The organism is Rhizobacter sp. SG703 (assembly GCF_012275445.1).
GTDB lineage: Bacteria > Pseudomonadota > Gammaproteobacteria > Burkholderiales > Burkholderiaceae_C > Rhizobacter.
The window spans coordinates 413,735-436,116 of the sequence record NZ_JAAZQK010000003.1 but is presented as its reverse complement, the minus strand read 5'-3'; the positions used below and the strand labels follow the sequence as shown (position 1 = coordinate 436,116).

Annotated in this window: 21 protein-coding genes; 10 read left to right on the top strand and 11 right to left on the bottom strand. The window is 69.5% G+C overall.

Features of this window, described 5'->3' with window-relative positions:
* Positions 1–35: 35 nt before the first annotated feature.
* Entirely contained in the window at positions 36–3,212 is a 3,177-nt protein-coding gene (locus FHT26_RS07575; protein WP_168559531.1) for an NAD(P)-binding protein, read from the top strand.
* A 48-nt stretch (positions 3,213–3,260) separates the two neighbouring features.
* On the top strand, positions 3,261–4,949 hold the full coding sequence (locus FHT26_RS07570; protein WP_168559530.1) for a GGDEF domain-containing protein: 1,689 nt from the start codon (positions 3,261–3,263) through the stop codon (positions 4,947–4,949).
* On the opposite strand, the gene rsgA is transcribed toward FHT26_RS07570, so the two are convergent.
* Positions 4,930–6,012 carry a ribosome small subunit-dependent GTPase A gene (gene rsgA / locus FHT26_RS07565; protein ID WP_168559529.1) on the bottom strand — a complete coding sequence of 361 codons (1,083 nt, stop codon included), beginning with the start codon at positions 6,010–6,012 and terminating at the stop codon, positions 4,930–4,932. The genes FHT26_RS07570 and rsgA overlap by 20 nt on opposite strands.
* 358 nt (positions 6,013–6,370) lie before the next feature.
* On the opposite strand from rsgA, the gene FHT26_RS07560 reads away from it, so the two are divergent.
* Positions 6,371–7,129 carry an SDR family NAD(P)-dependent oxidoreductase gene (locus FHT26_RS07560; RefSeq protein ID WP_168559528.1) on the top strand — a complete coding sequence of 253 codons (759 nt, stop codon included), beginning with the start codon at positions 6,371–6,373 and terminating at the stop codon, positions 7,127–7,129.
* A 7-nt stretch (positions 7,130–7,136) separates the two neighbouring features.
* On the opposite strand, the gene FHT26_RS07555 is transcribed toward FHT26_RS07560, so the two are convergent.
* The 3 genes from FHT26_RS07555 to FHT26_RS07545 all read right to left on the bottom strand — a co-directional run bounded on the left by FHT26_RS07555 (position 7,137) and on the right by FHT26_RS07545 (position 8,640).
* Positions 7,137–7,427: a hypothetical protein gene (locus tag FHT26_RS07555; RefSeq protein ID WP_168559527.1), complete on the bottom strand. Its 291-nt coding sequence runs from the start codon at positions 7,425–7,427 to the stop codon at positions 7,137–7,139.
* A 71-nt stretch (positions 7,428–7,498) separates the two neighbouring features.
* On the bottom strand, positions 7,499–7,753 hold the full coding sequence (locus FHT26_RS07550) for a hypothetical protein (protein WP_168559526.1): 255 nt from the start codon (positions 7,751–7,753) through the stop codon (positions 7,499–7,501).
* Between the two features lie 152 nt (positions 7,754–7,905).
* A complete protein-coding gene (locus FHT26_RS07545; protein WP_168559525.1) occupies positions 7,906–8,640 on the bottom strand; it encodes a 2OG-Fe dioxygenase family protein in 735 nt (244 codons plus the stop codon).
* A 111-nt stretch (positions 8,641–8,751) separates the two neighbouring features.
* On the opposite strand from FHT26_RS07545, the gene trhA reads away from it, so the two are divergent.
* The 4 genes from trhA to FHT26_RS07525 all read left to right on the top strand — a co-directional run bounded on the left by trhA (position 8,752) and on the right by FHT26_RS07525 (position 10,857).
* Positions 8,752–9,366, top strand: coding sequence for a PAQR family membrane homeostasis protein TrhA (gene trhA, locus FHT26_RS07540; RefSeq protein WP_168559524.1), 615 nt, complete (start codon positions 8,752–8,754; stop codon positions 9,364–9,366).
* Positions 9,363–9,863, top strand: a complete 501-nt coding sequence (locus tag FHT26_RS07535; protein WP_168559523.1) for a cupin domain-containing protein — start codon at positions 9,363–9,365, stop codon at positions 9,861–9,863. The genes trhA and FHT26_RS07535 overlap by 4 nt, the downstream gene beginning before the upstream one ends.
* A complete protein-coding gene (locus tag FHT26_RS07530; RefSeq protein ID WP_168559522.1) occupies positions 9,860–10,117 on the top strand; it encodes a VF530 family protein in 258 nt (85 codons plus the stop codon). Before FHT26_RS07535 ends, FHT26_RS07530 begins: the two co-directional genes overlap by 4 nt.
* Before the next feature lie 188 nt (positions 10,118–10,305).
* Positions 10,306–10,857 (top strand): porin family protein, encoded by a 552-nt coding sequence (locus FHT26_RS07525; RefSeq protein ID WP_168559521.1) that lies wholly within the window; start codon positions 10,306–10,308, stop codon positions 10,855–10,857.
* 72 nt (positions 10,858–10,929) lie between these two features.
* On the opposite strand, the gene FHT26_RS07520 is transcribed toward FHT26_RS07525, so the two are convergent.
* The 4 genes from FHT26_RS07520 to FHT26_RS07505 form a co-directional block, all read right to left on the bottom strand.
* Entirely contained in the window at positions 10,930–11,157 is a 228-nt protein-coding gene (locus FHT26_RS07520; protein WP_168559520.1) for an RNA-binding S4 domain-containing protein, read from the bottom strand.
* Positions 11,154–12,137, bottom strand: a complete 984-nt coding sequence (locus tag FHT26_RS07515) for an LLM class flavin-dependent oxidoreductase (protein WP_168559519.1) — start codon at positions 12,135–12,137, stop codon at positions 11,154–11,156. The genes FHT26_RS07520 and FHT26_RS07515 overlap by 4 nt, the downstream gene beginning before the upstream one ends.
* A gap of 156 nt (positions 12,138–12,293) precedes the next feature.
* Positions 12,294–13,145: an S-formylglutathione hydrolase gene (gene fghA / locus FHT26_RS07510; protein ID WP_168559518.1), complete on the bottom strand. Its 852-nt coding sequence runs from the start codon at positions 13,143–13,145 to the stop codon at positions 12,294–12,296.
* Positions 13,138–14,247: an S-(hydroxymethyl)glutathione dehydrogenase/class III alcohol dehydrogenase gene (locus tag FHT26_RS07505; protein WP_168559517.1), complete on the bottom strand. Its 1,110-nt coding sequence runs from the start codon at positions 14,245–14,247 to the stop codon at positions 13,138–13,140. The genes fghA and FHT26_RS07505 overlap by 8 nt, the downstream gene beginning before the upstream one ends.
* 293 nt (positions 14,248–14,540) lie before the next feature.
* On the opposite strand from FHT26_RS07505, the gene FHT26_RS07500 reads away from it, so the two are divergent.
* Entirely contained in the window at positions 14,541–14,750 is a 210-nt protein-coding gene (locus tag FHT26_RS07500) for a cold-shock protein (RefSeq protein ID WP_047511365.1), read from the top strand.
* Positions 14,751–14,842: 92 nt separating this feature from the next.
* On the opposite strand, the gene FHT26_RS07495 is transcribed toward FHT26_RS07500, so the two are convergent.
* Positions 14,843–15,307 (bottom strand): BON domain-containing protein, encoded by a 465-nt coding sequence (locus FHT26_RS07495; protein ID WP_168559516.1) that lies wholly within the window; start codon positions 15,305–15,307, stop codon positions 14,843–14,845.
* A 24-nt stretch (positions 15,308–15,331) separates the two neighbouring features.
* Positions 15,332–15,931, bottom strand: coding sequence for a lipocalin family protein (locus FHT26_RS07490; RefSeq protein ID WP_168559515.1), 600 nt, complete (start codon positions 15,929–15,931; stop codon positions 15,332–15,334).
* 142 nt (positions 15,932–16,073) lie between these two features.
* On the opposite strand from FHT26_RS07490, the gene FHT26_RS07485 reads away from it, so the two are divergent.
* Together FHT26_RS07485 and FHT26_RS07480 are read left to right on the top strand one after the other, a co-directional pair.
* Positions 16,074–17,102, top strand: a complete 1,029-nt coding sequence (locus FHT26_RS07485) for an NADP-dependent oxidoreductase (RefSeq protein WP_168559514.1) — start codon at positions 16,074–16,076, stop codon at positions 17,100–17,102.
* A gap of 62 nt (positions 17,103–17,164) precedes the next feature.
* Positions 17,165–20,224: a PAS domain-containing protein gene (locus FHT26_RS07480; RefSeq protein WP_168559513.1), complete on the top strand. Its 3,060-nt coding sequence runs from the start codon at positions 17,165–17,167 to the stop codon at positions 20,222–20,224.
* A 22-nt stretch (positions 20,225–20,246) separates the two neighbouring features.
* Here the strand turns inward: FHT26_RS07480 and FHT26_RS07475 are convergent, their stop codons facing one another.
* The gene (locus tag FHT26_RS07475) at positions 20,247–22,352 is read right to left on the bottom strand and encodes a M3 family metallopeptidase (protein WP_168559512.1); all 2,106 of its coding nucleotides are present in this window, start codon (positions 22,350–22,352) and stop codon (positions 20,247–20,249) included.
* Positions 22,353–22,382: the final 30 nt, after the last annotated feature.

Sequence of the window (22,382 nt, the reverse complement as noted above, 5' to 3'; positions counted from 1 at the left end):
TGACTTATCCGACATCGCGGTAATACTTCGGCCCCATGACCGAAGCAGCAGCCAACCGCCCCGATTTCATCTACCCCGGCGGTTCGCCGCTGATGCACCCGCCGCTGCGCTTGAACCGGTCGCGGATGTATGGCTTCTTCGTGCATGGCGAGCTGGCGCGGCTGCAGGCCAGCGTCGACGAGACGCTGACCGCGGTGGCAGGCGGCACGATGAGCTTCAAGGTACTGTCGCCGTTCGTGATGCTGACCTTCACGCAGGTGCAGCATGCGCAATCGGCGTGGCCGGCGGACGCCGCGAAGGGTTGGGGCGAAGAGACCGATATCGTCACCTGGGTGATGGTCGGCCAGGTGCTCGCGGGGCAGACGGGTGTCAGCCGCGTGTTCTTCTACCCGTGCCACATCTGGGTCGACGACTGCATGGCGCTGATCAATGGGCGCGAGCTGTTCGGCTACCCGAAGTACCAGTGCGAGTACACGATGCCGGCCGAGGGCGCGCCAGCCACCCGCTTCACGCTCGCGGCCAAGGGCTTCCAGCCGTTCAGCCCCGACTCGGTGCTGCAGGTGCATCCGTTGCTCGAAGTCACCTCCACCATCGGCAACGGCGCGCGGCAGGACCTCGGCGGCCTTCCCGAGCTGATCGAGCAGGCGATCGAGCTGCTCGCCGCGAACCTGCCCGGCTTCCTCGCGCTCGACCGTGCCGGCTGGGAGCAGGTCGCGCAGATGCTGCGCAGCCCGAGCGTCGCGCAGATCTTCCTGAAGCAACTGCCCGATGCGGCCGGCATCAAGGCGGTCTACCAGGCGCTGATCGCCGCGCCGGCCACCGTGAAGGCGGTGCGCCGGGTGCAGCTGCTCGGCGACGACTACACCTGCACGCTGCACCCGTTCGCGAGCTTTCCGCTGGCCCGCACGCTGGGCCTGAAGCTCGGTGCGCAGCCGGCGCTGCTGCCCTTCCACATCGACATGGACTTCGAGGTGCCGGCCGGCGAGGAGCTCTACGACAACTCGCGCATCGCGCCGAAGAAGATCGCGATCCTCGGCGGCGGCGTCGCGGCAATGACCGCGGCCTTTTACCTGACCGACCGGCCGGGCTGGCGCAACGCGTACGACATCACCGTCTACCAGATGGGCTGGCGGCTCGGCGGCAAGGGCGCGAGCGGGCGCAATGCCGCGCTCGGCCAGCGCATCGAGGAGCACGGGCTGCACATCTGGTTCGGCTTCTACGACAACGCGTTCAAGACCATCCAGCGTGCCTACGAACTGCTCGACCGCCCCGAAGGCGCGCCGCTGCGCACCTGGCGCGACGCCTTCAAGCCGCAGCAGTTCATCACGCTGACCGAGCATGTGCGCCGCGGCGGCCACGACGAATGGCGGCTGTGGCCCATCGAGACGCCGGCAATGCCCGGCGAGCCCGGCCAGGGTGGCGAGACGCTGAACCTGTGGCAGATCGTGCAGGTCGGCTACGAATGGATCAAGCAGTGGCTCGGCGAGCTGAAGGATGCCGAGGCGCACGGTGCCGTCGGCCCGGCGCACCGCGCGATCGAGGCTGAGACGCATGCCGGCAGCTGGCTGCACCGCCTGGCCGCGCACGTCGAGGACGACGTGATGGCGCTGTGCAGCGATGTCGGTGTCGCCTTCGCCGCGTTGCAGCGCTTCAGTGCCGAACTGCCGGCGGCCCTGCACGACCACTCGCCGGAGCACCACCTGCTGCAGTCCAGCGCACTCAAATGCGTGCGCGCCTGGCTGCATGCGCGCTTCGACGGCCTGCTCGCCGACAGCGGCATCGCCGACGACCTGCGTCGCCTCTACATCTGCGCCGACCTCGGCCTGACCAGCATCATCGGCATGATCGAGGACCAGGTGCTGACGAAGGGCTTCGACGCGATCAACGGCGAGGACTTCCAGGCCTGGCTGACGCGCCACGGCGCGAACCCGCAGGTCACCGTGCAGTCGGCGCCGGTGGTCGGCTTCTACGACCTGGTGTTCGCGTACGAAGACGGCAACTTCGACAAGCCGAACATCGAGGCCGGCACGATGCTGCGCGGCATGCTGCGCGTGGCCTTCGACTACCACGGCGCGATCATGTGGAAGATGCAGGCCGGAATGGGCGACGTGGTGTTCACGCCGTTCTACCAGCTGCTGAAGCAGCGCGGCGTGAAGTTCGAGTTCTTCCACCGGGTCGACGAGCTGGTGCCGGACGCCGCCGGTCGCCAGGTGGCCGAGATCCGCATGACGCAGCAGGCCGCGCTGGTCGATGCGGCGCAGGGCTACGACCCGCTGGTCGACGTGAACGGCCTGGCCTGCTGGCCGAGCGCGCCGCGCTTCGAGCAGCTTGACGCCGCACAGGCCGCGCTGATGCGCACCCATGGCATCAACCTCGAATCGAACTGGAGCGACTGGCCGCAGGTGTATGCCGACGCGTTCGGGCAGCCGCTGCCGACGCGCACGCTGAAGCTCGGCACCGACTTCGACCAGGTGATCTTCGGCATCTCGGCCGCGTCGGTCGCGCAGCTGTGCCCGCAGCTCGTCGCACGCAGCCCGGCGCTGGCGGCGTCGTGCGAGCACGTGAAGGCGGTCGCGACCCAGGCCTACCAGGTGTGGCTGAACCGGGACCTGGCGTCGCTCGGCTGGACGCTGACCGGCCCGGACGGCCAGCCACCGGTGCTCAGCGCGTTCAGCGAGCCCTTCGACACCTGGGCGCCGATGGACCAGCTGCTGTGCCGCGAGCACTGGCCGCCGGCGATCGCACCGAAGAACGTCTCGTACTTCTGCAGCGCGCTGCCGATCTCCAGCTACCCGCCGTACAGCGACCATGCCTTCCCGAAGCGCATGGCCGACCAGGTGAAGCAAGGCGCCGTCGAGCAATTGCAGCGACGCATCGGCACGCTGTGGCCGGATGCGGTCGGCCCCGCCGAGGGCTTCCGCTGGCCGCTGCTGGTCGACCCGTCGGACGCCCGCGGCCCGGCGCGCTTCGACAGCCAGTACTGGCGCGCCAACGTCGACCCGTCGGAGCGCTATGTGCTGTCGGTGGTCGGCAGCACCCGGTACCGGCTCGCGACCGACGGCACCGGCTTTGCGAACCTGTACGTCACCGGCGACTGGATCCGCACCGGGCTGAACGCCGGCTGCGTCGAGGCCGCGACGATGGCCGGCATGCAGACCGCGCGCGCGATTTGCGGCCACCCGGCGCTGATCGTCGGCGAGCGCGACGTTTAAGAAGCCTTCAGGCCGCGGCGGACGCTTGTTGTTACAGTCGACGCCCTCATGACACGCCCCGCGCTCGTTGCCTGGATCGCCGCACGGCTGTGGCTGCTGGTGTCGCTCGCGGCCGCGCCGGCGTTCGCGCAGACGCCGCTGTCGCCGACCGAGCCGGTGGAGCTGACGCGCAGTGGGCAGTTCTACCTGGCCGATGCCCGCGAGGAGCCGCCCGATGCCGACCGGCTGGCCGAATGGCTCGCGCGCAAGACGCCGGTGGACCAGGTGTCGCTGCTCGGCGGGCGCTACTGGTTCCATGCGACGGTGCGCAACGATGCGCCGGCGACGCAGTGGGTGATCGATCCGCACGCGAGCCTGATGGAGCACGTGGGCGGCTGGGTCTACGTCGGCGCCCAGCCGCCGCAGACCTTCGTGACCGGCTACCACGCCGACACGCCCTACATGCTGCACTACGGCAGCGACATCACGCTGCCGCGCGGCAGCTCGGCGCACGTGCTGCTGCGCATCGACAGCCGCTATTTCGCGCGGCTGCCCGGCATCGACATCCAGACCAAGGCCGACTACCGCCGCATCGTGATCTCGGAGAACGTGCTGGCGCTGTTCGCACTCGGCGCCCTGCTGACGCTCGCGCTCTACAACCTCTTCATGTTCCTCGGCACGCGCGACAAGGCACTGCTGTACTACGCGCTGTACCTGCTGGCCGCCACCGCGGGCTGGGGGCTGACCTTCCACCTGCCGGCGCAATGGCTGGGCTGGCACGGGCTGCAGTGGCACTACCTGCCGTTCTTCCTGATGGTGGTGTTCAACACCCTCTTCTACATCGAGTTCCTGCAGCTGCGCGAGGCCGCGCCGCGGCTCGCGTGGGCGGGCTATGCGAACCTGGTGCTCGCGCTGGTGCTGCTGCCGAGCTGCTTCATCGCGACGTCGTGGGCGCACACGCTCGCGACCATCACGATCTCGATCTCGCTGACGCTGGCGCTCGTCGCCGGGCTGCTGCGGCTGTGGTCGGGCTACCTGCCGGCGCGCTATTTCCTCGCGGCCTTCCTCGCGCTGCTGCTGCCGGCGCTGGTGATCCTGCCGGCCAACCTCGGCCTGAGCCAGGGCATGGTGCGCAACCCGGAACTGATCACGCTGCTGGGCAGCACGGCCGACGCGATCCTGCTGGCCTTCGCGCTGGCCGACAAGATCCGGCTGCTGGGGATCGAGAAGGACGGCTACCTGGTCCAGCTGCACCGCGCACTCGACCTGGCCAGTACCGATGCGTTGACCGGCATCGGCAACCGCCATGCGTTCGACCGCGCGCTGTCGGCGCTGACCGTCGCCGATTCGTCGGCCGGGCTGATGCTGGTGATGATCGACCTGGACGGGTTGAAGCGCATCAACGACGAGCGCGGCCATGCGCACGGCGACGCGCTGCTGTGCGAGTTCTCGCGCCAGCTGCAGACGCTGCGCGACCGCGACATGACGGTGTTCCGGCTCGGCGGCGACGAGTTCGCGGTACTCGGCGACATGCGCCATGAAGACGAGACGCGGCGCGACATGCGCCGCTTCGAGGAACGGCTGCATGCGGCCGGCTTCGAAGGCTGCGGCATCAGCTTCGGCATCGCATTCGGCTCGGAGATCACCTCCAGCAGCCAACTGCTGATCCATGCCGACGCGCGCATGTACCGCCACAAGTCGACCAAGCGCGACGCCCTCGACGGCGCCGGCCAGGCCTTCAATCCTCGCCGCGCTTGAGCTTCATCCGCTCACGCGCCGAACGGCCGCGCGCCTTCCATTCCGACAGCTGCTGGTGGCGCTCGAACACCGTCAGCGTGTCGCGCCGCACCTCGCGCAGCAGCTTGTGGTAGTTGCGCACGCGGTCGGCGCCGACGCCTGCGCGCACCGCGCAGCCCGGCTCGTCTTCATGGCGGCAATCGCGGAAGCGGCACTGCAGCGCCAGCGTCGCGATGTCCTCGAAGCCGAGCGCGAGCCGCGCCTCGTCGGTGTCGGGCCGCAGCGTGCGCAGCCCCGGCGTGTCGATCACGCAGGCGCCGCCGGGCAGTCGGTGCAGCGAGCGCGAGGTGGTGGTGTGCTTGCCGCGGCTGTCGTGCTCGCGCACCGCGCCGGTGTCCTGCAGGTCGGCACCGGCCAGCGTGTTGGTCAGCGTCGACTTGCCGGCGCCTGACGAGCCCATCAGCACCACCGTCTGGCCGGCCGACAGCCACGGCTGCAACGCCTGCGCCGCCGCGGCGCTGCGGCCGTTGACGGCCAGCAGCTCGACCTGCGCCGGCAGCCGGCCGCGCAACCGGTCGCGCGCGTCGGCCAGGGCCTGCGGCGCCACCGCATCGGCCTTCGTCAGCACCACCACCGGCTGCACGCCGCTGCCCTGCACCAGGATCAGGTAGCGCTCGAGGCGGCGCGGGTTGAAGTCGTCGTCCAGCCCCATCACCAGCAAGGCGGTGTCGACATTGCTGACGACAGGGTGGCGGCGGCCGTCGGCATCGCGCCGCGCGATGTGGGTGAGCGGCGGCACCCGTGCGTGCACCCAGCGCTGGCCATGGGCGTCGAGCACGGCGATCACCCAGTCGCCGACGGCCAGGCCGGTCTCGTCGTCGTCGAGCGTGCGCATCAGGCGCGGCAGCACGCGTGCGGCGTGCGAGCGGTCGCCGTCGTGCAGCTCGACAGTCTCGCGGTGCACTTCGGTCAGGCGCATCAAGCGGGCGCCGGGGGTGGAGGTTTCAGGAAGGGATGCGGCCTCGGCGGCCAGTGCGGGCGTCAGCCCCATCGAGCGCAGGCGCTCGACATCGATCTCGATCATGGTGGGTCATGTCTTTCATCATCGCGGCCGGCGCAGGCGCCGAGCCAGAGACCCGGCGCGGCGAAGGCCGAGCAGGGCAACGAAGGAATGAAAGCTGTGCCGCGGCGGCAGGGTGCCGGCGGGGACGATCAGGACCCGGAGGAAAGAGGCCCGATCAGCGCAGGCAGCGTGTGCGATCCGCGGACAGCAGAAGGGCAATGTCAGTCGTTCTCATCGCGTGGTCTCCTTGTTCTGTCGGGAGGGCCTCGGTCGCGGTGACCGGGGAAAGGGCGCGAAGTGTGGCATGGCGCGCCTCGGCGCGTCAATGTCATTGCAAAGGCGCGACAATGCGGCTTCTCTGCAGGACTGGAGCGTTGGGATGATTCGATCGCTTTACATCGTCACCGGCGCGTCGCGCGGGCTGGGCGCGGCGATGGCGGAACAACTGCTCGCCCCCGGCACGCAGCTGCTGTGCATCTCGCGCCGCACCAGCGAAGCGCTGGCCCTGAAAGCCGGCACCGCCCAGGCCCGCTGCGAGCAATGGGCGATGGACCTTGCGACGCCGCTGCCGGTGGCGCACCGGCTGTCGGCCTGGCTCGCGCAGATCGACCACACCTCGTTCGACACCGCGACGCTGATCAACAACGCCGGCGTGCTGACCCGCGTCGGCCCGCTCGGCCATGTCGACGGCACCGATGTCTCGAACGCGCTGCGCGTCGGGCTGGAGGCACCGCTGCTGCTGACGGCCGCCTTCCTGCGCGCGACGCTCGCGTGGCCGACGCGGCGGCGGGTGCTGCAGATTTCGTCGGGGCTCGGCCGGCGCGCGATGGCCGGGCAGGCGATCTACGCCGCAGCCAAGGCCGGGCTCGACCACGCCGCCCGCACGATCGCGCTCGATGAAGCGCTGCAGCCGAACGGCGCGAAGATCGTCTCGCTGGCGCCCGGCGTGATCGACACCGAGATGCAGGCCCGGCTGCGCGACAACCCGGCCGACGGCTTCCCGGACCAGGCGCACTTCGTGAACCTGCAGCGCAACGGGGGCCTGTCCTCACCGGCCGAGGCCGCCGCCAAGGTGCTGGCCTACCTGGATCGAAGCGATTTCGGCCAGAACCCCGTGGCCGACGTCCGCGACGCCTGAAGCTTCTTCAGGACCGGTCGAGCCGCGGCGGTGCGGAAGGCACCTCGCGCGCTTCGACGTCGACGACATTCGCCGGGTCGACCGCCGCACCGCGCGGCCGGAAACCGCCGAAGGGCTGGCGCGGATCGACCTTGAAGCGCCGCACCTGCGGGCGCCGGCCGCGCAGCAGGGCCCAGGCGACCAGCGTCAGCGTGAGGACGAACCCCAGCAGCAGCAGCCCGACCGCGAAGACGGCACCGATCAGGAAGACGACCAGGCGGACCAGGAAGGCGAGCACGCGGCGGAAGATCATGGACAAGGGCACCTCGTTGGCGAGCCGGCATTATCGGGCCCGCCCCGGCGCAGGGTCTTTCAGGTCATTCGAATCGCTCAGCCGCGCGTGCCGCGGACCGCACGTGCCTGCTGCGCGAGCTGCAGGTCGGACACGTCGCGCCTGCCGGTCACGACCACCTGCGGCATCACGACCACCTGCATCCGCTGGCCGGTCACGGTGACGGCCGGCATCGTGATCACGGCCGCGGCGAGCTGCTCGTCGGCCTGGGCGCGCGGCTGGCACAGCAGCACGGTGGCGGCGGACAGCGTGGCGATGGTCAGGGTCAGTCGGGTCAGGCGGGTGGCAGTCATGTCGGGCTCCAGTCGGTGGGTGTGTCGTCGATGGAGCCAGTATCGGCAGCGTCGCCGGCGCTTCACAGCGGATTGCGACGAAGCGGCGGCCGGCGCGGCTGAACTGCGGAAGCTGGCGACAGTCCGTAGGCCGGAAACCTTGCCGGGTTGTTCTACGGCCCTTGGAACCCGCCCTGGCGGAAGGTCAGCACCAGCGTGTCGCGGTGCGCGCTGTGCTGCGCGTCGGCCGACAGCGGCTGGATCGGCGTGCTCTCGTGGATCACCCGTTCGTCGTCGAGCATCAGCGTGGTCCACGGCTCGCTCATCGTGAAGCGGATGCCGTTCGGCCCCTCGGCCTCGAACACCCGCGTCTCGCCGCCCTTCAACCCCCGGCGGTTGATCAGCAGCACCGCGACGAAGTCGACGCCATCGCGGTGCGCGCCTTCCGGCGTCGGGCGGCCGATGCCGTCGGTGGTGTCGATGCGGAATTGGTGCGCCTCGATGAACCAGGGCCGCGCCCCCTTCAGCACGCTGCAAGCCTCGGCCATGCGCAGCAGCAGCCGGCTCCAGACCGGCCGGGCGACAAGCTCGGCCTCCATCGGCTCGAACCAGCGCTCGATGCCGCCATGCAGCGCGTTGTAGGCCACTGGCTGCCAGTGCGCGCGGTGCGGCGAGGTCGACAGCGTCGCGCCGTCGGCGACGAAGCAGGAATGGCGGCGGCGCCGGTAGCGCCCGCCGTCGCGCAGGTAGCCGTCGGGCGGCAGTGCGTCCCAGCTGGCTTCGAGCGCCTGCAGCTCGGCGGCATCGGCCGCGATCCATTCGCGCAGGCCGGCCGGGCTGATCACGCCATGGCCGTGCGCGCGCAGGTCGGGCACGAGTTGCGAGGGTGCGACGTAAGGAGGCAGCATGCGTTCGGTCATGCCGCGATGATGCCAGCCCGCAAGCGGCCACGAGCTGCCGCTATGCTTGCGCCCTGCGCCTCCTCAAGCCTTTTCCAGATTTTCCAGAAAGCGGATCTCATGTACCACGGCGAGCGATTCAACAGCCTCACGCACCTGGCCGGCCTGCTGCTGGCGATCGGTGGCGGCGTGGTGCTGATCGTGCAGGCGTCGCTGCACGGCGATGCGTGGCAGGTCGTCGGCTCGAGCATCTTCGCGGCGACGATGATCCTTCTGTATGGCGCGTCGACGCTGTACCACAGCGTGCGCGGCGCGGCCAAGCGCGTGCTGGTGAAGTTCGACCACTGCGCCATCTACCTGCTGATCGCCGGCACCTACACGCCGTTCGCGCTGGTCACGCTGCGCGGGCCCTGGGGCTGGTCGCTGTTCGGCGTCGTCTGGGGGCTCGCGGTACTGGGGATCGTGAAGGAACTGAGCCTGGGCCGCGAGCGCGTGCCGTCGGTGCCGCTGTATGTGGCGATGGGCTGGCTGGCGCTGATCGCCGCGGTGCCGCTGGTGCGCGAGCTGCCATGGGCGGCGCTCGCATGGCTGGTGGCCGGCGGGCTGTTCTACACCGGTGGCATCGTGTTCTATGCGAACGACGAACGCTGGCGCCATGCGCATGGCGTGTGGCATCTGTTCGTGCTGGCGGGCACGGCCTGCCACTTCGTCACCGTGATGCTGTACGTCGCATGAGCGTTGCCCTTCACCCGCGCGCGGCCGAACTGGTCGCGCTGCTGCAACTGCAGCCGCATCCCGAGGGCGGGCACTACCGCGAGTTCTTCCGCGCACCGTCGTCGGTCACGCCGGCCGGCGGTCGCCCGCCGCGCAGCGCGTTGACGAGCATCGATTTCCTGCTCGCCCGCGGCCAGTTCAGTGCCTGGCACCGCGTCGCGTCCGACGAGGTCTGGCACCTGCTCGAAGGCGGCCCGCTGCGGCTGTGGCTGATGCCGCCGTCGCTCGACCGCATCGAGTCGGTGACGCTCGCGCCGGTCAGCGCGACGACGCAGCCGCGCTTCACGGTGCCGGCGCAGTGGTGGCAGGCCGCGGAGCCGCTCGGCGACTTCGCGTACGTGGGCGCGACGGTCGCGCCGGGTTTCGATTTCGCCGATTTCTCGTTCCTGCGCGAGCACGCCGACGCGCTGTCCGCGCTGCGCGCGCTGCAGCCCGATCTCGGAAGGTTGGCCGGATGAACGCGCCCGCGCAACCCCGCAATCCGCTGCACGGCCTCACGCTCGAGGCCCTGCTGACCGAGCTGGTTTCGCACTACGGCTGGGACGGCCTGGCCGAGCGCATCCAGCTGCGCTGCTTCAGCATCGAACCGAGCATCGCGTCGAGCCTGAAGGTGCTGCGCAAGACGCCATGGGCGCGCGAAAAGGTCGAAAGCCTCTACCTCTTCATGTTGCGAGAAAGAGACCGCGCGGCGCGCGCGAGCAGGCCGCGCTGAGCCCGGCCTTCGAGCCCGGTCTTCCGCTGAAGTTCCCTCTTTCTGCTGCACTGCAACACCATGTTGCAGCCTCTCGAAAAACTTCACGTTGAGAGGGTGCCGCGTTCACATGCGCGGCCGATCCTGCTTGCATGTCGGACAGACGATCCGGCAGTCCTTACTGAAGAGAAAGCAGGAGTGAAATCACCATGAACCACCTGAGCAGCAAACTCATCATCGCCTCGGCCGCCTCGCTGATGGCACTCGCGGCACACGCCCAATCGGTGCAGCCCGGCCCGTACATCGGCGGCAGCGTCGGCACGACGAAGTTCCACGGCGACAACGTCGGCGGCTTCGACACCGACACCACCGACACCGGTGGCAAGATCTACGGCGGCTACCAGTTCACGCCGAACTTCAGCCTGGAAGGCGGCTGGATCGGCCTGGGCAAGTACAGCAGCAGCGCCAGCGAGCTGAAGCTGAACAACGGGGTGTTCCTCGATGCCGTCGGCACCTTCCCGGTGGCGCAGGACTTCTCGCTGCTGGGACGCGTCGGCGTCTACAACGGCAAGGCCGAGCGCACGGTCAACGGCGTGAACGACAGCGAGCGCGGCACCGACGTCAAGTACGGTGCGGGCGTGCAGTACGACCTGTCGAAGAACACCGCGATCCGCGGCGAATGGGAGCGGTACCGCGTGAAGGCGCTGGACATCAAGGACAACACCGACATGTTCTCGGTCGGTGTCAATTACCGCTTCTGAAGAGGCACCGCGGGCCGAGCGCCGGGCCGCCCCAAGCCGGCCCGGATCCCCTAGGGGGATCGGACGATGTACTCATCGCCCGAGGGGTCCCATCACGCGGATGCGTGTGCCAGTGAGCCCGACCACCTGCCCCGCCCTGATCTTGCAGGTCTTGCGCAATTCAGGCTGGCCATCGACCTGGACATTGCCCTCGGCGACCAGCATCTTCGCGGCGCCGCCGCTGTGGCAGACGCCGGTGGCTTTCAGCAGCGCATCGAGCGGGATGAAGTCGCCGCGCAGTTCGAAATCGATCAGGTTCATGCGGCGAATTGTCGCGCGAGCAGCCCGTACGAATGCCGCCGCACCGCGGGATCGTGCGCCCAGGTGTTGATCACGAGTTCTTCCAGCCCGAAATCGCTCGCCAGCGCACGCAACTTGCCGGCCACCTGGGGGCCCGTGCCGACGAACGCCTTGCGCCGCATCGGTTCGATGGTTGCCATCTCGTCCGGCGTGAACCCCCGCTCGGCAATCTGGTCCGGCGACTGCAAGGGCCCGAGCAGCCCGCGGTTGCGGTCGACGCGCCAGCGCTCGCGGCTCAGGGCCAGGTGCAGCGCGGCCTCTTCGGTGTCCGCCGCCAGCGCCCAGACGCACACCGTGGCCTGCGGCTTCGGATGGCGCTCGCTGGGCTGGTAGAGCCGGTGGTAGAGATCGAGCGCCTGTTCCGCCCCTTGCCCATCGGTGAAGAAGTACGCGAACGCGTAGGGCAAGCCGAACTGCGCCGCCATCTGCGCGCCATAGTCGGAGCTGCCGAGGATCCACACCTCGGGCGCATGCTCGCCACGCGGGTGCGCGACGATGCCGCGGTGCCGCAGCCCTTGGGTCCAGGCCTGCAGGTCGCGCACCTGCTCCGGAAAATTCTCCGCACTGCCATACGCATGCGGATTCAGCGCCTGCGCGGTGCGCATGTCGCCGCCGGGCGCACGGCCCACACCCAGATCGATACGACCCGGCGCCAGCGCTTCGAGCACGCGGAACTGCTCCGACACCTTCAGCGCGGCGTAGTGCGGCAACATCACGCCGGCACTGCCGATGCGGATGCGCGTGGTGCGCGCGGCGATCGCGGCCATCAGGATCTCGGGGGCACTGCCGACGATCGTCGGCAGGCTGTGGTGCTCGCTGACCCAGAAGCGTTCGTAGCCGAGGGCTTCGCAATGCTGGGCGAGCTCGAGGGTGTCGCGGATGGCGGCGTCTTCGCCTTGGCCGCTCAGGGCGACGGACTGGTCGAGTACCGAGAGTTTCATGGTTGCTGTCTTTGTGGTGCGCATTGGCGTTGGCGTGCGCGTGGGTTCGTAGCCCGGGTGCCAACCCGGAGATCAACCTTCACTTGTTCGCTTGTCATCCCCCCAAGGAGCAGGGCGGTGCCCGAAGGCGCCGTTCCGCGAACGCAGCCTCCATCCTCATGACAACGCAGCAGCGTGATGCGCAACATGGTCCCCCACGAAGGTCGCGATGAAGTAATACCCGTGGTCGAAGCCCGCGTGGCGTCGCAAGGTCAACGGCTGACCCGCCGCTGTACAAGCCGCTTCGAACAGATCGGGATGCAGCTGCGTCGCCAGGAATTTGTCGGCCAGCCCCTGGTCGATCAGCAGCGGCGACGTCCTCGCCCCGGCCTTCACGAGTTCGGTCGCATCGTGCGCACGCCACGCGTCGCGTCCCTCGCCGAGGTAGCCTCGGAAGGCCTTCTCGCCCCACGGGCTCTGCATCGGCGCGGCGATCGGCGCGAAGGCCGACACGCTGCGAAAAAGCTTCGGATGCTTCAGCCCCAGCGTCAACGCGCCGTGCCCGCCCATCGAATGCCCGAACAGCCCGAGGCGGCTCGTGTCCGCCGCGAAGTTCGCCTCGATCAGCGCCGGCAGCTCCTGCGTCAGCCAGGTCGCCATGCGCCAGTGCGCATGCCACGGCGCTTCGGTGGCGTCGAGGTAAAAGCTCGCAGCCGTGCCGAAATCCCACGACGCATCGGCTTCGGCGATGCCGGTGCCGCGCGGGCTGGTGTCGGGCGTCACCAGCATCAGCCCGTGCTTCGCCGCATGCTGCTGTGCGCCGGCCTTCATCGCGAAGGTCTGCTCGTTGCATTCGAGGCCGGCCAGCCAGACCAGCACCGGCACGCGCTGCGACGCTGCCTGCGGCGGCCTGAACACGCCGAAGCGCATCGGCAGGCCAATCGCGACGGACGCATGCTCGTGAAAGCCCTGCACGCCGCCGAAGCAGGCGTGCTCCGACAAGGTCTTGATCTTCGAGCCGTCAGTCATACACGACCACCGAACGGATCGATTCGCCGCGCTTCATCAGCTCGAAGCCGTGGTTGATGTCGTCCAGCGCCAGCTTGTGCGTGATCAGCTCGTCGATCCGGAGCTTGCCGTCCATGTACCAGTCGACGATCTTCGGCACGTCGGTGCGGCCGCGCGCACCGCCGAACGCCGAGCCCTTCCACTCGCGGCCGGTCACCAGTTGGAACGGGCGCGTCGAGATTTCCTGGCCGGCCGCCGCGACACCGATGATGATGCTCTGGCCCCAGCCCTTGTGGCAGCACTCCAGCGCCTGCCGCATCGTCGTCGTGTTGCCGATGCACTCGAAGCTGTAGTCGGCACCGCCGTCCGTCAGCTGCACGATCGCATCGACCACGTTGTCGACCTCGCGCGGATTGATGAAGTGCGTCATGCCGAAGCTGCGCGCCATCGCCTCGCGTGCGGGGTTCAGGTCGATGCCGATGATCTTGTCGGCGCCGACCATCTTCGCGCCCTGGATCACGTTCAGGCCGATGCCGCCGAGGCCGAACACCACCACGTTCGCGCCCGCCTCCACCTTCGCGGTGAAGATCACCGCGCCGACGCCGGTCGTCACGCCGCAGCCGATGTAGCAGACCTTGTCGAACGGCGCATCGGGGCGGATCTTCGCCAGCGCGATCTCGGGCACCACGATGTGGTTGCTGAAGGTCGACGTGCCCATGTAGTGCAGGATCGGCTGGCCGTCGATCGAGAAGCGGCTCGTCGCGTCCGGCATCAGGCCCCTGCCCTGCGTACCGCGGATCAGCTGGCACAGGTTGGTCTTGCGAGACAGGCAGAACTTGCACTGCCGGCACTCCGGCGTGTACAGCGGGATCACGTGGTCGTCGCGCTTCAGGCTCGTGACGCCCGGCCCCACCTCCAGCACCACCCCCGCGCCCTCATGGCCGAGGATCGCCGGGAACAAGCCTTCGGGATCGGCACCCGACAGCGTGAACTCGTCGGTGTGGCAGATGCCGGTCGCCTTCACCTGCACCAGCACCTCGCCGGCCCGCGGCGGCGCCAGGTCGACCGTCTCGATGCTCAGGGGTTGACCGGCCTTCCAGGCCACCGCGGCTTTCGTCTTCATGATCAGCTCCTTGCAAGTGGCGCGCATTGTGCTGCGCGGTCGGATGTGTGTCGGCGTGTCGTGTGGAAACACCGTCGGCAAGGACGATTCTCCGACCCGCTGTGCGGAATGTCCCGACCCGTGGTGTATATTCGCCGCACAGGTATACGCAAGGCTGTGGTTGTGAGTGATCTTTTGCGACGCCGTGCTGGTTCCAGCCCGGTTCTGTTGAAATCCCCGAATAACTCTTGAGTGTCTCTGCATGTGGCAGCGTGTGCTGCCGCATTACTACTGATAGAAATAGGAAACCGTCCATGACGACGCAAACCGGTACCGTGAAGTGGTTCAACGAGAGCAAGGGCTACGGCTTCATCGCTCAAGACGCGGGCGGCGCTGACCTGTTCGCCCACTTCCGTGACATCCAAGGCAACGGCTTCAAGACGCTGCTGGAAAACCAGCGCGTTGAATTCGAAGTGAAGCAAGGCCAGAAGGGCCTGCAAGCCGCGAACATTCGCGTGCTGTGATGCAGCGCAGGGCGCAAGCCCTGCTGCCAAGACGAACGCGGCCCCCGGGCCGCGTTTTCTTTGGGGGCCGCCGTTTCGCCGCCCGTTCGGATCTACCGCTTCGCCTGCGCCGTCTCGATCGCCAGCTTGTTGTCGACGCCGCTGACGCCCTTCACCGCCATCGCGATGCGCTCGGCCCGCTGGCGCGCCTCCTCGCTCGGTGCCGAGCCGTACAGCGCCACCTTGCCATCGTGCGTGTCGACGTTCACGCGCAGCGCGCTGAGGTCCGGGTCCTTCGCGATGTCGGCCTTGATCGACGCGGTGATCGCCCCGTCGGCAATCGACTGCCCGATCTGCGAACTGCCGTCCTGGCTCGCCTGCGATGCATCGCGCGCGGCGTTCTTCACGTCGGCCATCGACTGCTTCGCGTTCTGCTTCACCTGGTCGGCCGCCTGCTCGGCGGTCGACACCGCCGAATCCAGCTTCTGACCGACGGTGCGGTGGTCGCCCGAATCGCACCCCGCCGCCAGCGCCACCATCGGTGCGGTCACGCACAAGGTCCACAACAGCTTGCTCATCTCGGTCTCCTTCAGATCAACGCTTCAGGTCAACGGAACGTGGCGCGCCGCCTGCGCCGCCGCGGCGGGCTGCGGCGTCGGCACCAGGCGGTTGACCGGGTAGCCGTCGGCACGCAGCCGCGCGACGATGCCGTCGTAGGTACCGCTGTCGAGCTGCGGTGTGCGCGACAGGATCCACAGGTAGTCGCGCGACGGCTCGCTGACCACCGCATAGCGGTAGTCGCCGTCGAGCATCACGACCCAGTAGTCGCCGCGCCCCACCGGCATCCAGCGCAGCCAGCTCGGCAGGAAGCTGACCTTCAGCTTTGCGCCGCTGTCGTCGCCCCTCACCGGCGTCGCGCGGCCCACCGCCACGGCCCACTTCGAATCGGCCTCGCGGCAGCGGTTGATCACCTTGATCGCGCCGCTGCCGGTCGGCTGGTAGGTCGCGGTGACGTTGCCTTCGCACTTCGCCTGGAAGCTGTTCGGCAGGCGTGCCAGTTCGTACCAGGTGCCCGCATAGCGCTGCGCGTCGACCGAGGCGACGCTGCGCACCGGCGGCGCATCGTCCGCGGCCAGGGCCAGCGCGACCGTCGCCACCGCGAGGCTGGCAACGGTCAGGGTCGAGGTCAGGCTGAGGCGCATGGGAGGTCTCCGGTTCGTTTGCGGACGACTGTAGGTTCGCCGCTTGCACCGCCCTGTCGGCGCGGCGCCTGATCGGCTGTCGGACAAGGTCGACATCGGCGCTACCATCGAACGACAACACCACACATCCGGAGACAACGCGATGCCGACCGACCTCGTCAACCAGCAGATCCGCCTCGCCGCCCGCCCCGTCGGCCTGCCCACCGCCGACAACTGGCAGTTCACGACCGAGCCGGTCGCCGAGCCCGAGGCCGGCGGCGTGCTCGTGAAGACGCAGGCGCTGTCGCTCGACCCGGCGATGCGCGGCTGGATGAACGAAGGCAAGAGCTACATCCCGCCGGTCGGCATCGGCGAGGTGATGCGCGCCGGCGGCATCGGCACCGTCGTCGCGTCGAAGAACCCGGCCTTCGCGGTCGGCGACACCGTCAGCGCGACGCTCGGCGTGCAGCAGTACTGCCAGATCCCCGAAGCCGGCATTCGCCGCCACGGGCTGTTCAAGATCGATACGCGCCTGGGCACGCCGATGCAGTGGCTCAACGTGCTCGGCATGCCCGGCATGACGGCGTACTTCGGCCTGATGGACGTCGGCCAGCCGAAGGCCGGCGAGACCATCGTCGTGTCGGGCGCGGCCGGCGCCGTCGGCCAGACCGTCGGCCAGCTCGCGAAGGTCAAGGGCCTGCGCACGGTCGGCATCGCCGGCGGCCCGGCCAAGTGCGAGTGGGTCGTCAAGGAGCTGGGCTTCGACGCCTGCATCGACTACAAGGCCGGCCCGGTGAAGGACGGCCTGAAGCAGCACTGCGCGCAGGGCGTCGACATCTACTTCGACAACGTCGGCGGCGAGATCCTCGACACCGTGCTGACGCGCATCAACCGCCACGCCCGCATCGTGATCTGCGGTGCGATCAGCCAGTACAACAACACGACACCGGTCAAGGGCCCCGCCAACTACCTGTCGCTGCTGGTCAACCGCGCCCGCATGGAGGGCATGGTGGTGTTCGACTACGCCGACCGCTACCCGGTGGCCATTGCCGAACTGGGCGCCCTGCTGCAGGCCGGGCGCATCCAGAGCCGGGAAGACGTGGTCGCCGGCCTCGACAACTTCCCGCAGGCGCTGCTGAAGCTGTTCAGCGGCGAGAACTTCGGCAAGCTGGTGCTGCAGATCGCGGCCTGACAGGCGGCCCTGCGGGCAACTGCGCTGGACGCCTGCCGCATTCGGCACAACACTTGCCGTCCATGGCTGTCCCTGATGCGCCCCCTGCAACGCCTGTCTCCGGCGACCTCGCGAGCGCGGCCGCGCAGGCCCTGCTCGCGGCCAGCGCGGACGCGCTGCTGCAGCTCGACGCCGCCGGCCGCATCGGGTGGAGCAACGGCCGCCTCGAGGCGCTCTGCGGCCTGCCGGCCGGTGCGCTGGCCGGGCGCGACGTCCGCGAGCTGCTCGGCCTGTCGCCGCAAGCCGCGCTGACGGCCGAGGCGCACCGCTGGACCTCGCCGTCGGGCGCGTCGCGCTGGCTGCGCCTGCAGGCACCGGAACCGACGCTGCTGGTGGTGCAGGACATCACCGACGTGCGCGCGCTCGGCGACGAAGCGCGCCGCCTGGCCGAGCTGCTCGACATGGCGCAGGAGTTCGGCCGCCTCGGGGTCTGGGAGCGCGACATCCCGTCCGGCGAGGGCCGCTGGGACCGCCACATGTTCCGCTTCTTCGGACTGGACCCTGCCGACGGCACGCCGAATTTCGCGCTCACCTCGCAGCGCATCCATCCCGACGACCGCGTCGACCCGCGGATGTTCGAATCGATGAACCAGCCCGGCCAGTACAGCCGGCGCTACCGCATCGTGGGGCCCGACGGCCGGATCCGGCGCGTGCATTCGCAGTGGGAGGTCAAGCCCGAGGCTGGCGGCGCGCCGACCCGCGCGATCGGCATCCTGGTCGACGACACCGAGGCCTACGAGCTCGCGGAGTCGTTCAACGACACCAGCGCGCAGCTGAAGATCGCGGTCGACCTGGGCAACATCGCGATCTGGCGCCATGACCTGAAGCGCGACCGCATGTACTACAACGAGCGCTCGTACCAGGTGCTCGACATCACGCCGCGGCCCGAAGGCATGTCGCTCGACGAGGTGCGCGCGCTGATCCACCCGGACGACCTGCCGCAGGTGCTGGCGACCGCGCAGGCCGCGCTGCGCTCCGACCGGCCGGTCGACATGGAGGCCCGGTACCGGCGGCCGGACGGCAGCTTCCGCTACGTGCTGACGCGCCGCGTCGTGCGCCGCGATGCCGACGGCACGCCGATCGAGTTCGTCGGCGTCGCGCTCGACGTGACGGAGCAGGTCGAGCACACCCGGCGCATCACCGAGATGGCCCAGCGGCTGGAGATCGCCGCCACCGCGGCCGGCCTGGGCATCTGGAGCCGCGACCCGGTGACGCGCCGCGCCGAATGGAACGACGAGATGTACCGCATCATCGGCCGCCCGAAGGAACGCGGCGTGCCGTCGGGCGCCGAGTGGCTGGGCGAGGTGGTGCATCCGGACGACCGCGCTGCGATGGCGCGGGTGCGCGACGGGATCCGCGCGACGCCCGAGGTGTCGATGGAGCACGAGTACCGCATCTGCCGCCCCGATGGCGAGGTGCGTTGGCTGGTGGACCGGGTGCGGCGCGAGTCGCGCGACGGCCGGCCGATGCTGTTCGGCATCACGATCGACGTGACCGAGCGGGTGAAGACCGAGGCGGCGCTGCGCAGCGCGAACGAGCGCATCGGCCTGGCGGTGCGCAGCGTCGGCATCGGCACCTGGGAATGGCTGCCGCGCACCGACACCTCGGTGTGGGACGACGCGATGTTCCGGCTGCGCGGCCTCGAGCCGTCGGATCGCGTGCCGAACGAAGCCGAGCGCGCGGCGATGGTGCTGCCCGAAGACCGCGAGCGGGTCGCCGCCGCGCTCGCCGAATCGGTGCGCACCGGCAGCAGCGCGGCCTACGAGTTCCGCGTCATGTGGCCCGACGGCTCGGTGCACTGGCTCGCGTCGCGTTCGACCGCGGTGCTCGATGCGAGCGGCGAGGTGCACCGCCACATGGGCGTCAACTGGGACATCACCGACGCGCGCAGCGCCGAGAGTGCGCGCCAGGAGCGCGCGGTGGCGCAGCGCGAGAGCTCGGCCAAGTCGGAGTTCCTCGCGCGCATGAGCCACGAGCTGCGCACGCCGTTGAACGCGGTGCTCGGCTTTGCGCAGCTGCTGCAGTTCGATGCGCGCGCGCTGACCGCCGACCACAACCACAAGGTCGAGCACATCGCCGCCGCCGGCCGGCACCTGCTGTCGCTGATCAACGACGTGCTCGACCTGTCGAGCCTGGAAAGCGGCAACCTGCGGCTGGACCTGCGGCCGCTGGCGCTGCACGAGGTGGTCTACGAGACCTTGCCGCTGGTCGAGGCGCTGGCGCGCGAGCACGGCGTGACGCTGCATGCCGACCGGCTGCAGGCGACGGTGTGCGCCGACCGCATCCGGCTGCGCCAGGTGCTGATCAACCTGCTGACCAATGGCATCAAGTACAACCGGCGCCACGGCCGCGTGACGCTGTCGTGCACGGTCGACGCCACGCATGTGACGCTGCGCGTCGAGGACACCGGCCGCGGCCTGCGGGCCGATCAATTGCCCCATCTGTTCGAGCCGTTCAACCGGCTCGGTCTCGAGAACGAAGGCATCGACGGCACCGGCATCGGGCTGGCCGTCGTCAAGGCGCTTGTGGAGCGCATGGAAGGAACCGTCATGGCCAGCAGCCAACCGGGCATGGGGTCGCAGTTCGAAGTGCGCCTGCCGAGGGCCGATGCAGCGACCGCACCCACGCCCGCCGCCGTGCAGCCGCCGGCGGCGCTGCCGGCGCGGGGGCCGAGGCCGGCTGCCGATCCGCCGCCGGACGAGCGCCGCGGGCAGGTGCTCTACATCGAGGACAACCCGGTCAACGTGCTGCTGGTCGAGGAGCTGGTGCGCAACCAGGCCGGCCTGTCGATCGAGTCGGCGGCGAGTGGCGAGGCCGGCGTGGCACGGGCCGTCGAGCTGCAGCCCGACCTGGTGCTGATCGACATGCAGCTGCCCGATTTCGACGGCTTCGAGGTGCTGCGGCGGCTGCGTGCGCAGCCGCGGACGGCGCACATCCGTTGCGTCGCGCTGTCGGCCAATGCGATGCCCGAAGACATCGCGAAGGCGCGCGCGGCCGGCTTCGACGACTACTGGACCAAGCCGATCGATTTCTCGGAGTTCCTGGGCGGACTCGATCGGCTGTTTCCGCCGCCCTCTGCGTAGCCCGGCGAAGCGACTGGGGGGCTCAAGCCAGCCCGCGTTCCCGCAGCATCGGCTCCACCGACGCATCGCGCCCCCGGAACGCCCGGTAGGTCTCGCCCGGCTCGCGGCTGTTGCCGACCGCGTAGACATGCTCTCGCAGTCGCTTCGCCACCGCGGCATCGAACGGGCTGCCGGCTTCGGTGAAGGCGTCGTAGCCGTCGGCGTCGAGCACCTCGGCCCACAGGTAGACGTAGTACCCGGCCGCATAGCTCGCGCTGGAGAACAGGTGCTGGAAGTGCGGCAGCCGGTGGTTCAGCCCGACGCCATGCGGCAGCCCGATGCGCTCCAGCTCGGCAGCCTCGAACGCGACGATGTCGATGTCCTGCGGATCGGCCACCGCATGCACCGCCATGTCGACCAGCGCCGATGCGGTGTAGCGCACCGTCTCGTAGCCCTGGTTGAACTTGCGCGCCGCCTGCAAGCGCTCGATCAGCGCATCGGGAATCGGCTCGCCGGTCTCGACGTGGCGCGCATGGCGCTTCAGCACCTGCGGCTCGGCCAGCCAGTGCTCGAAGATCTGCGACGGCAGCTCGACGAAATCGCGCAGCACGTTGGTGCCCGACAGGCGCTCGTAGGTCACGCTCGACAGCAGCCCGTGCAGGCCGTGGCCGAACTCGTGGAACAGCGTGGCCGCATCGTCGAAGCTCAGCAGCGTCGGCGCGCCCGGCGAGCCCTTCGCGAAGTTGTTGTTGTTGACGACGATCGGCAGCACGCCGGCACCGCTCGCCACATTGCGCGTCTGCTGCCGGTACGAGCCCATCCACGCACCGCTGCGCTTGCTGGGCCGCGCGAAGTTGTCGTGCAGGAAGATGCCGACCAGCGCGCCATCGCTGCCGGTGACCTCGTAGACCTTCACATCGGGGTGGTAGGCGCGGATGTCGTCGCGCAGCGCGAAGCGCAGGCCGAACAGGCGCTGCGCGCAGTCGAACGCCGCCTCGACCATGCGGTCGAGCGGGAAGTACGGCTTGATCGTCGCCTCGTCGAGGTCGTAGCGCGCCTGGCGCACCTTCTCGGCGTAGTAGCGCCAGTCCCAGGCCTCGATCTCCTGCTCCGAGTCGTCAGAGCGGCCCGGCGCGGGCCGCTGCGATTGCGGCAGCGTCAGCAGCAGCGCCTTCAGCGCCTCGCGCTCCTCGGCCACGCGCGCCTTCGCCGGCACCCACACCTGCTGCAGCAGCCGGTTCACCGCGGCCTGCGAGCCGGCCATCGTGTCGCCGAGCGCGTAGTCGGCATAGCTCGCATGGCCGTGCAGCCGGGCCTGCTCGGCCCGCAGCTGCAGGATCTCGCGCGCCACCGGCCGGTTGTCGTGCGCGCCGTCGTGCTCGCCGCGCGACACCCACGCGCGCCAAGCCTGCTCGCGCAGGTCGCGGCGTTCGGAGAAGGTCAGGAAGGGCACGATGTGCGATCGCGACAGCGTGATCACCGCGGCATCGATGCCGCGGTCGGCACCGGCCTGGCGGGCGGCGGCGCGCACGAACTCCGGCAGGCCGGCCAGGTCGCGCTCGCCGCGCAGTTCCAGGCGGAATGCCGATTCGTCGGCCAGCACGTTCTGGCTGAACTGCGTCGTCAGCTCGGCCAGCCGCTCCATCACGTCGCCATACCGCTGGCGGGCCGCGCCCTGCAGCTTCGCGCCGGCGCGCACGAACTCGAGGTGCACCCGCTCCAGCAGCCGCCGCTGCTCGGCGCCGAGGCCGAGCGACTCGCGCTGCGCATGCAGCGCGTCGATGCGCTGGAACAGCGCCGCATGCATGTAGATCGCATTGCCGTGCGCAGCCATGCGCGGCGCCAGTTGCCGCTCCACCGCCTGCAGCGCCGGCGAGGTCTCGCTGGCGGTCAGGTTGTGGAACAGTCCGTCCAGCCGGGCGAGCAGCCGGCCGCTGCGGTCGAAGGCGCCCAGCGTGTTGTCGAAGCTCGGGGCGGCGGCCTGCGCGCCGATCTCGTCGATCTCGGCCCGCTGGTCGGCCAGCGCCACCTCGAAGGCATCGACGAAGTGCTCGGGGCGGACGGTGTCGAACGGCGGGAGCCCGTGCGGGGCCTCCCAGGACTGCAGCAGCGGGTTGCTGGCGGGACGACTGCTCGTGGCAACGGTCATGACGGCTTCTCTCGGTCAGGGAAGAAGCGG

Bases quoted from the DNA above. Each gene is read 5' to 3' on its own strand.
- FHT26_RS07500 (WP_047511365.1), top strand. From the start codon at position 14,541: ATGACGACGCAAACCGGTACCGTGAAGTGGTTCAACGAGAGCAAGGGC.
- FHT26_RS07530 (WP_168559522.1), top strand. From the start codon at position 9,860: ATGAACGCGCCCGCGCAACCCCGCAATCCGCTGCACGGCCTCACGCTC.
- trhA (WP_168559524.1), top strand. From the start codon at position 8,752: ATGTACCACGGCGAGCGATTCAACAGCCTCACGCACCTGGCCGGCCTG.
- FHT26_RS07570 (WP_168559530.1), top strand. From the start codon at position 3,261: ATGACACGCCCCGCGCTCGTTGCCTGGATCGCCGCACGGCTGTGGCTG.
- FHT26_RS07520 (WP_168559520.1), bottom strand. From the start codon at position 11,157: ATGAACCTGATCGATTTCGAACTGCGCGGCGACTTCATCCCGCTCGAT.
- FHT26_RS07575 (WP_168559531.1), top strand. From the start codon at position 36: ATGACCGAAGCAGCAGCCAACCGCCCCGATTTCATCTACCCCGGCGGT.
- FHT26_RS07480 (WP_168559513.1), top strand. From the start codon at position 17,165: ATGGCTGTCCCTGATGCGCCCCCTGCAACGCCTGTCTCCGGCGACCTC.
- FHT26_RS07550 (WP_168559526.1), bottom strand. From the start codon at position 7,753: ATGACTGCCACCCGCCTGACCCGACTGACCCTGACCATCGCCACGCTG.
- fghA (WP_168559518.1), bottom strand. From the start codon at position 13,145: ATGACTGACGGCTCGAAGATCAAGACCTTGTCGGAGCACGCCTGCTTC.
- FHT26_RS07515 (WP_168559519.1), bottom strand. From the start codon at position 12,137: ATGAAACTCTCGGTACTCGACCAGTCCGTCGCCCTGAGCGGCCAAGGC.
- FHT26_RS07560 (WP_168559528.1), top strand. From the start codon at position 6,371: ATGATTCGATCGCTTTACATCGTCACCGGCGCGTCGCGCGGGCTGGGC.
- FHT26_RS07545 (WP_168559525.1), bottom strand. From the start codon at position 8,640: ATGCTGCCTCCTTACGTCGCACCCTCGCAACTCGTGCCCGACCTGCGC.
- rsgA (WP_168559529.1), bottom strand. From the start codon at position 6,012: ATGATCGAGATCGATGTCGAGCGCCTGCGCTCGATGGGGCTGACGCCC.
- FHT26_RS07535 (WP_168559523.1), top strand. From the start codon at position 9,363: ATGAGCGTTGCCCTTCACCCGCGCGCGGCCGAACTGGTCGCGCTGCTG.
- FHT26_RS07490 (WP_168559515.1), bottom strand. From the start codon at position 15,931: ATGCGCCTCAGCCTGACCTCGACCCTGACCGTTGCCAGCCTCGCGGTG.
- FHT26_RS07485 (WP_168559514.1), top strand. From the start codon at position 16,074: ATGCCGACCGACCTCGTCAACCAGCAGATCCGCCTCGCCGCCCGCCCC.
- FHT26_RS07495 (WP_168559516.1), bottom strand. From the start codon at position 15,307: ATGAGCAAGCTGTTGTGGACCTTGTGCGTGACCGCACCGATGGTGGCG.
- FHT26_RS07525 (WP_168559521.1), top strand. From the start codon at position 10,306: ATGAACCACCTGAGCAGCAAACTCATCATCGCCTCGGCCGCCTCGCTG.
- FHT26_RS07475 (WP_168559512.1), bottom strand. From the start codon at position 22,352: ATGACCGTTGCCACGAGCAGTCGTCCCGCCAGCAACCCGCTGCTGCAG.
- FHT26_RS07505 (WP_168559517.1), bottom strand. From the start codon at position 14,247: ATGAAGACGAAAGCCGCGGTGGCCTGGAAGGCCGGTCAACCCCTGAGC.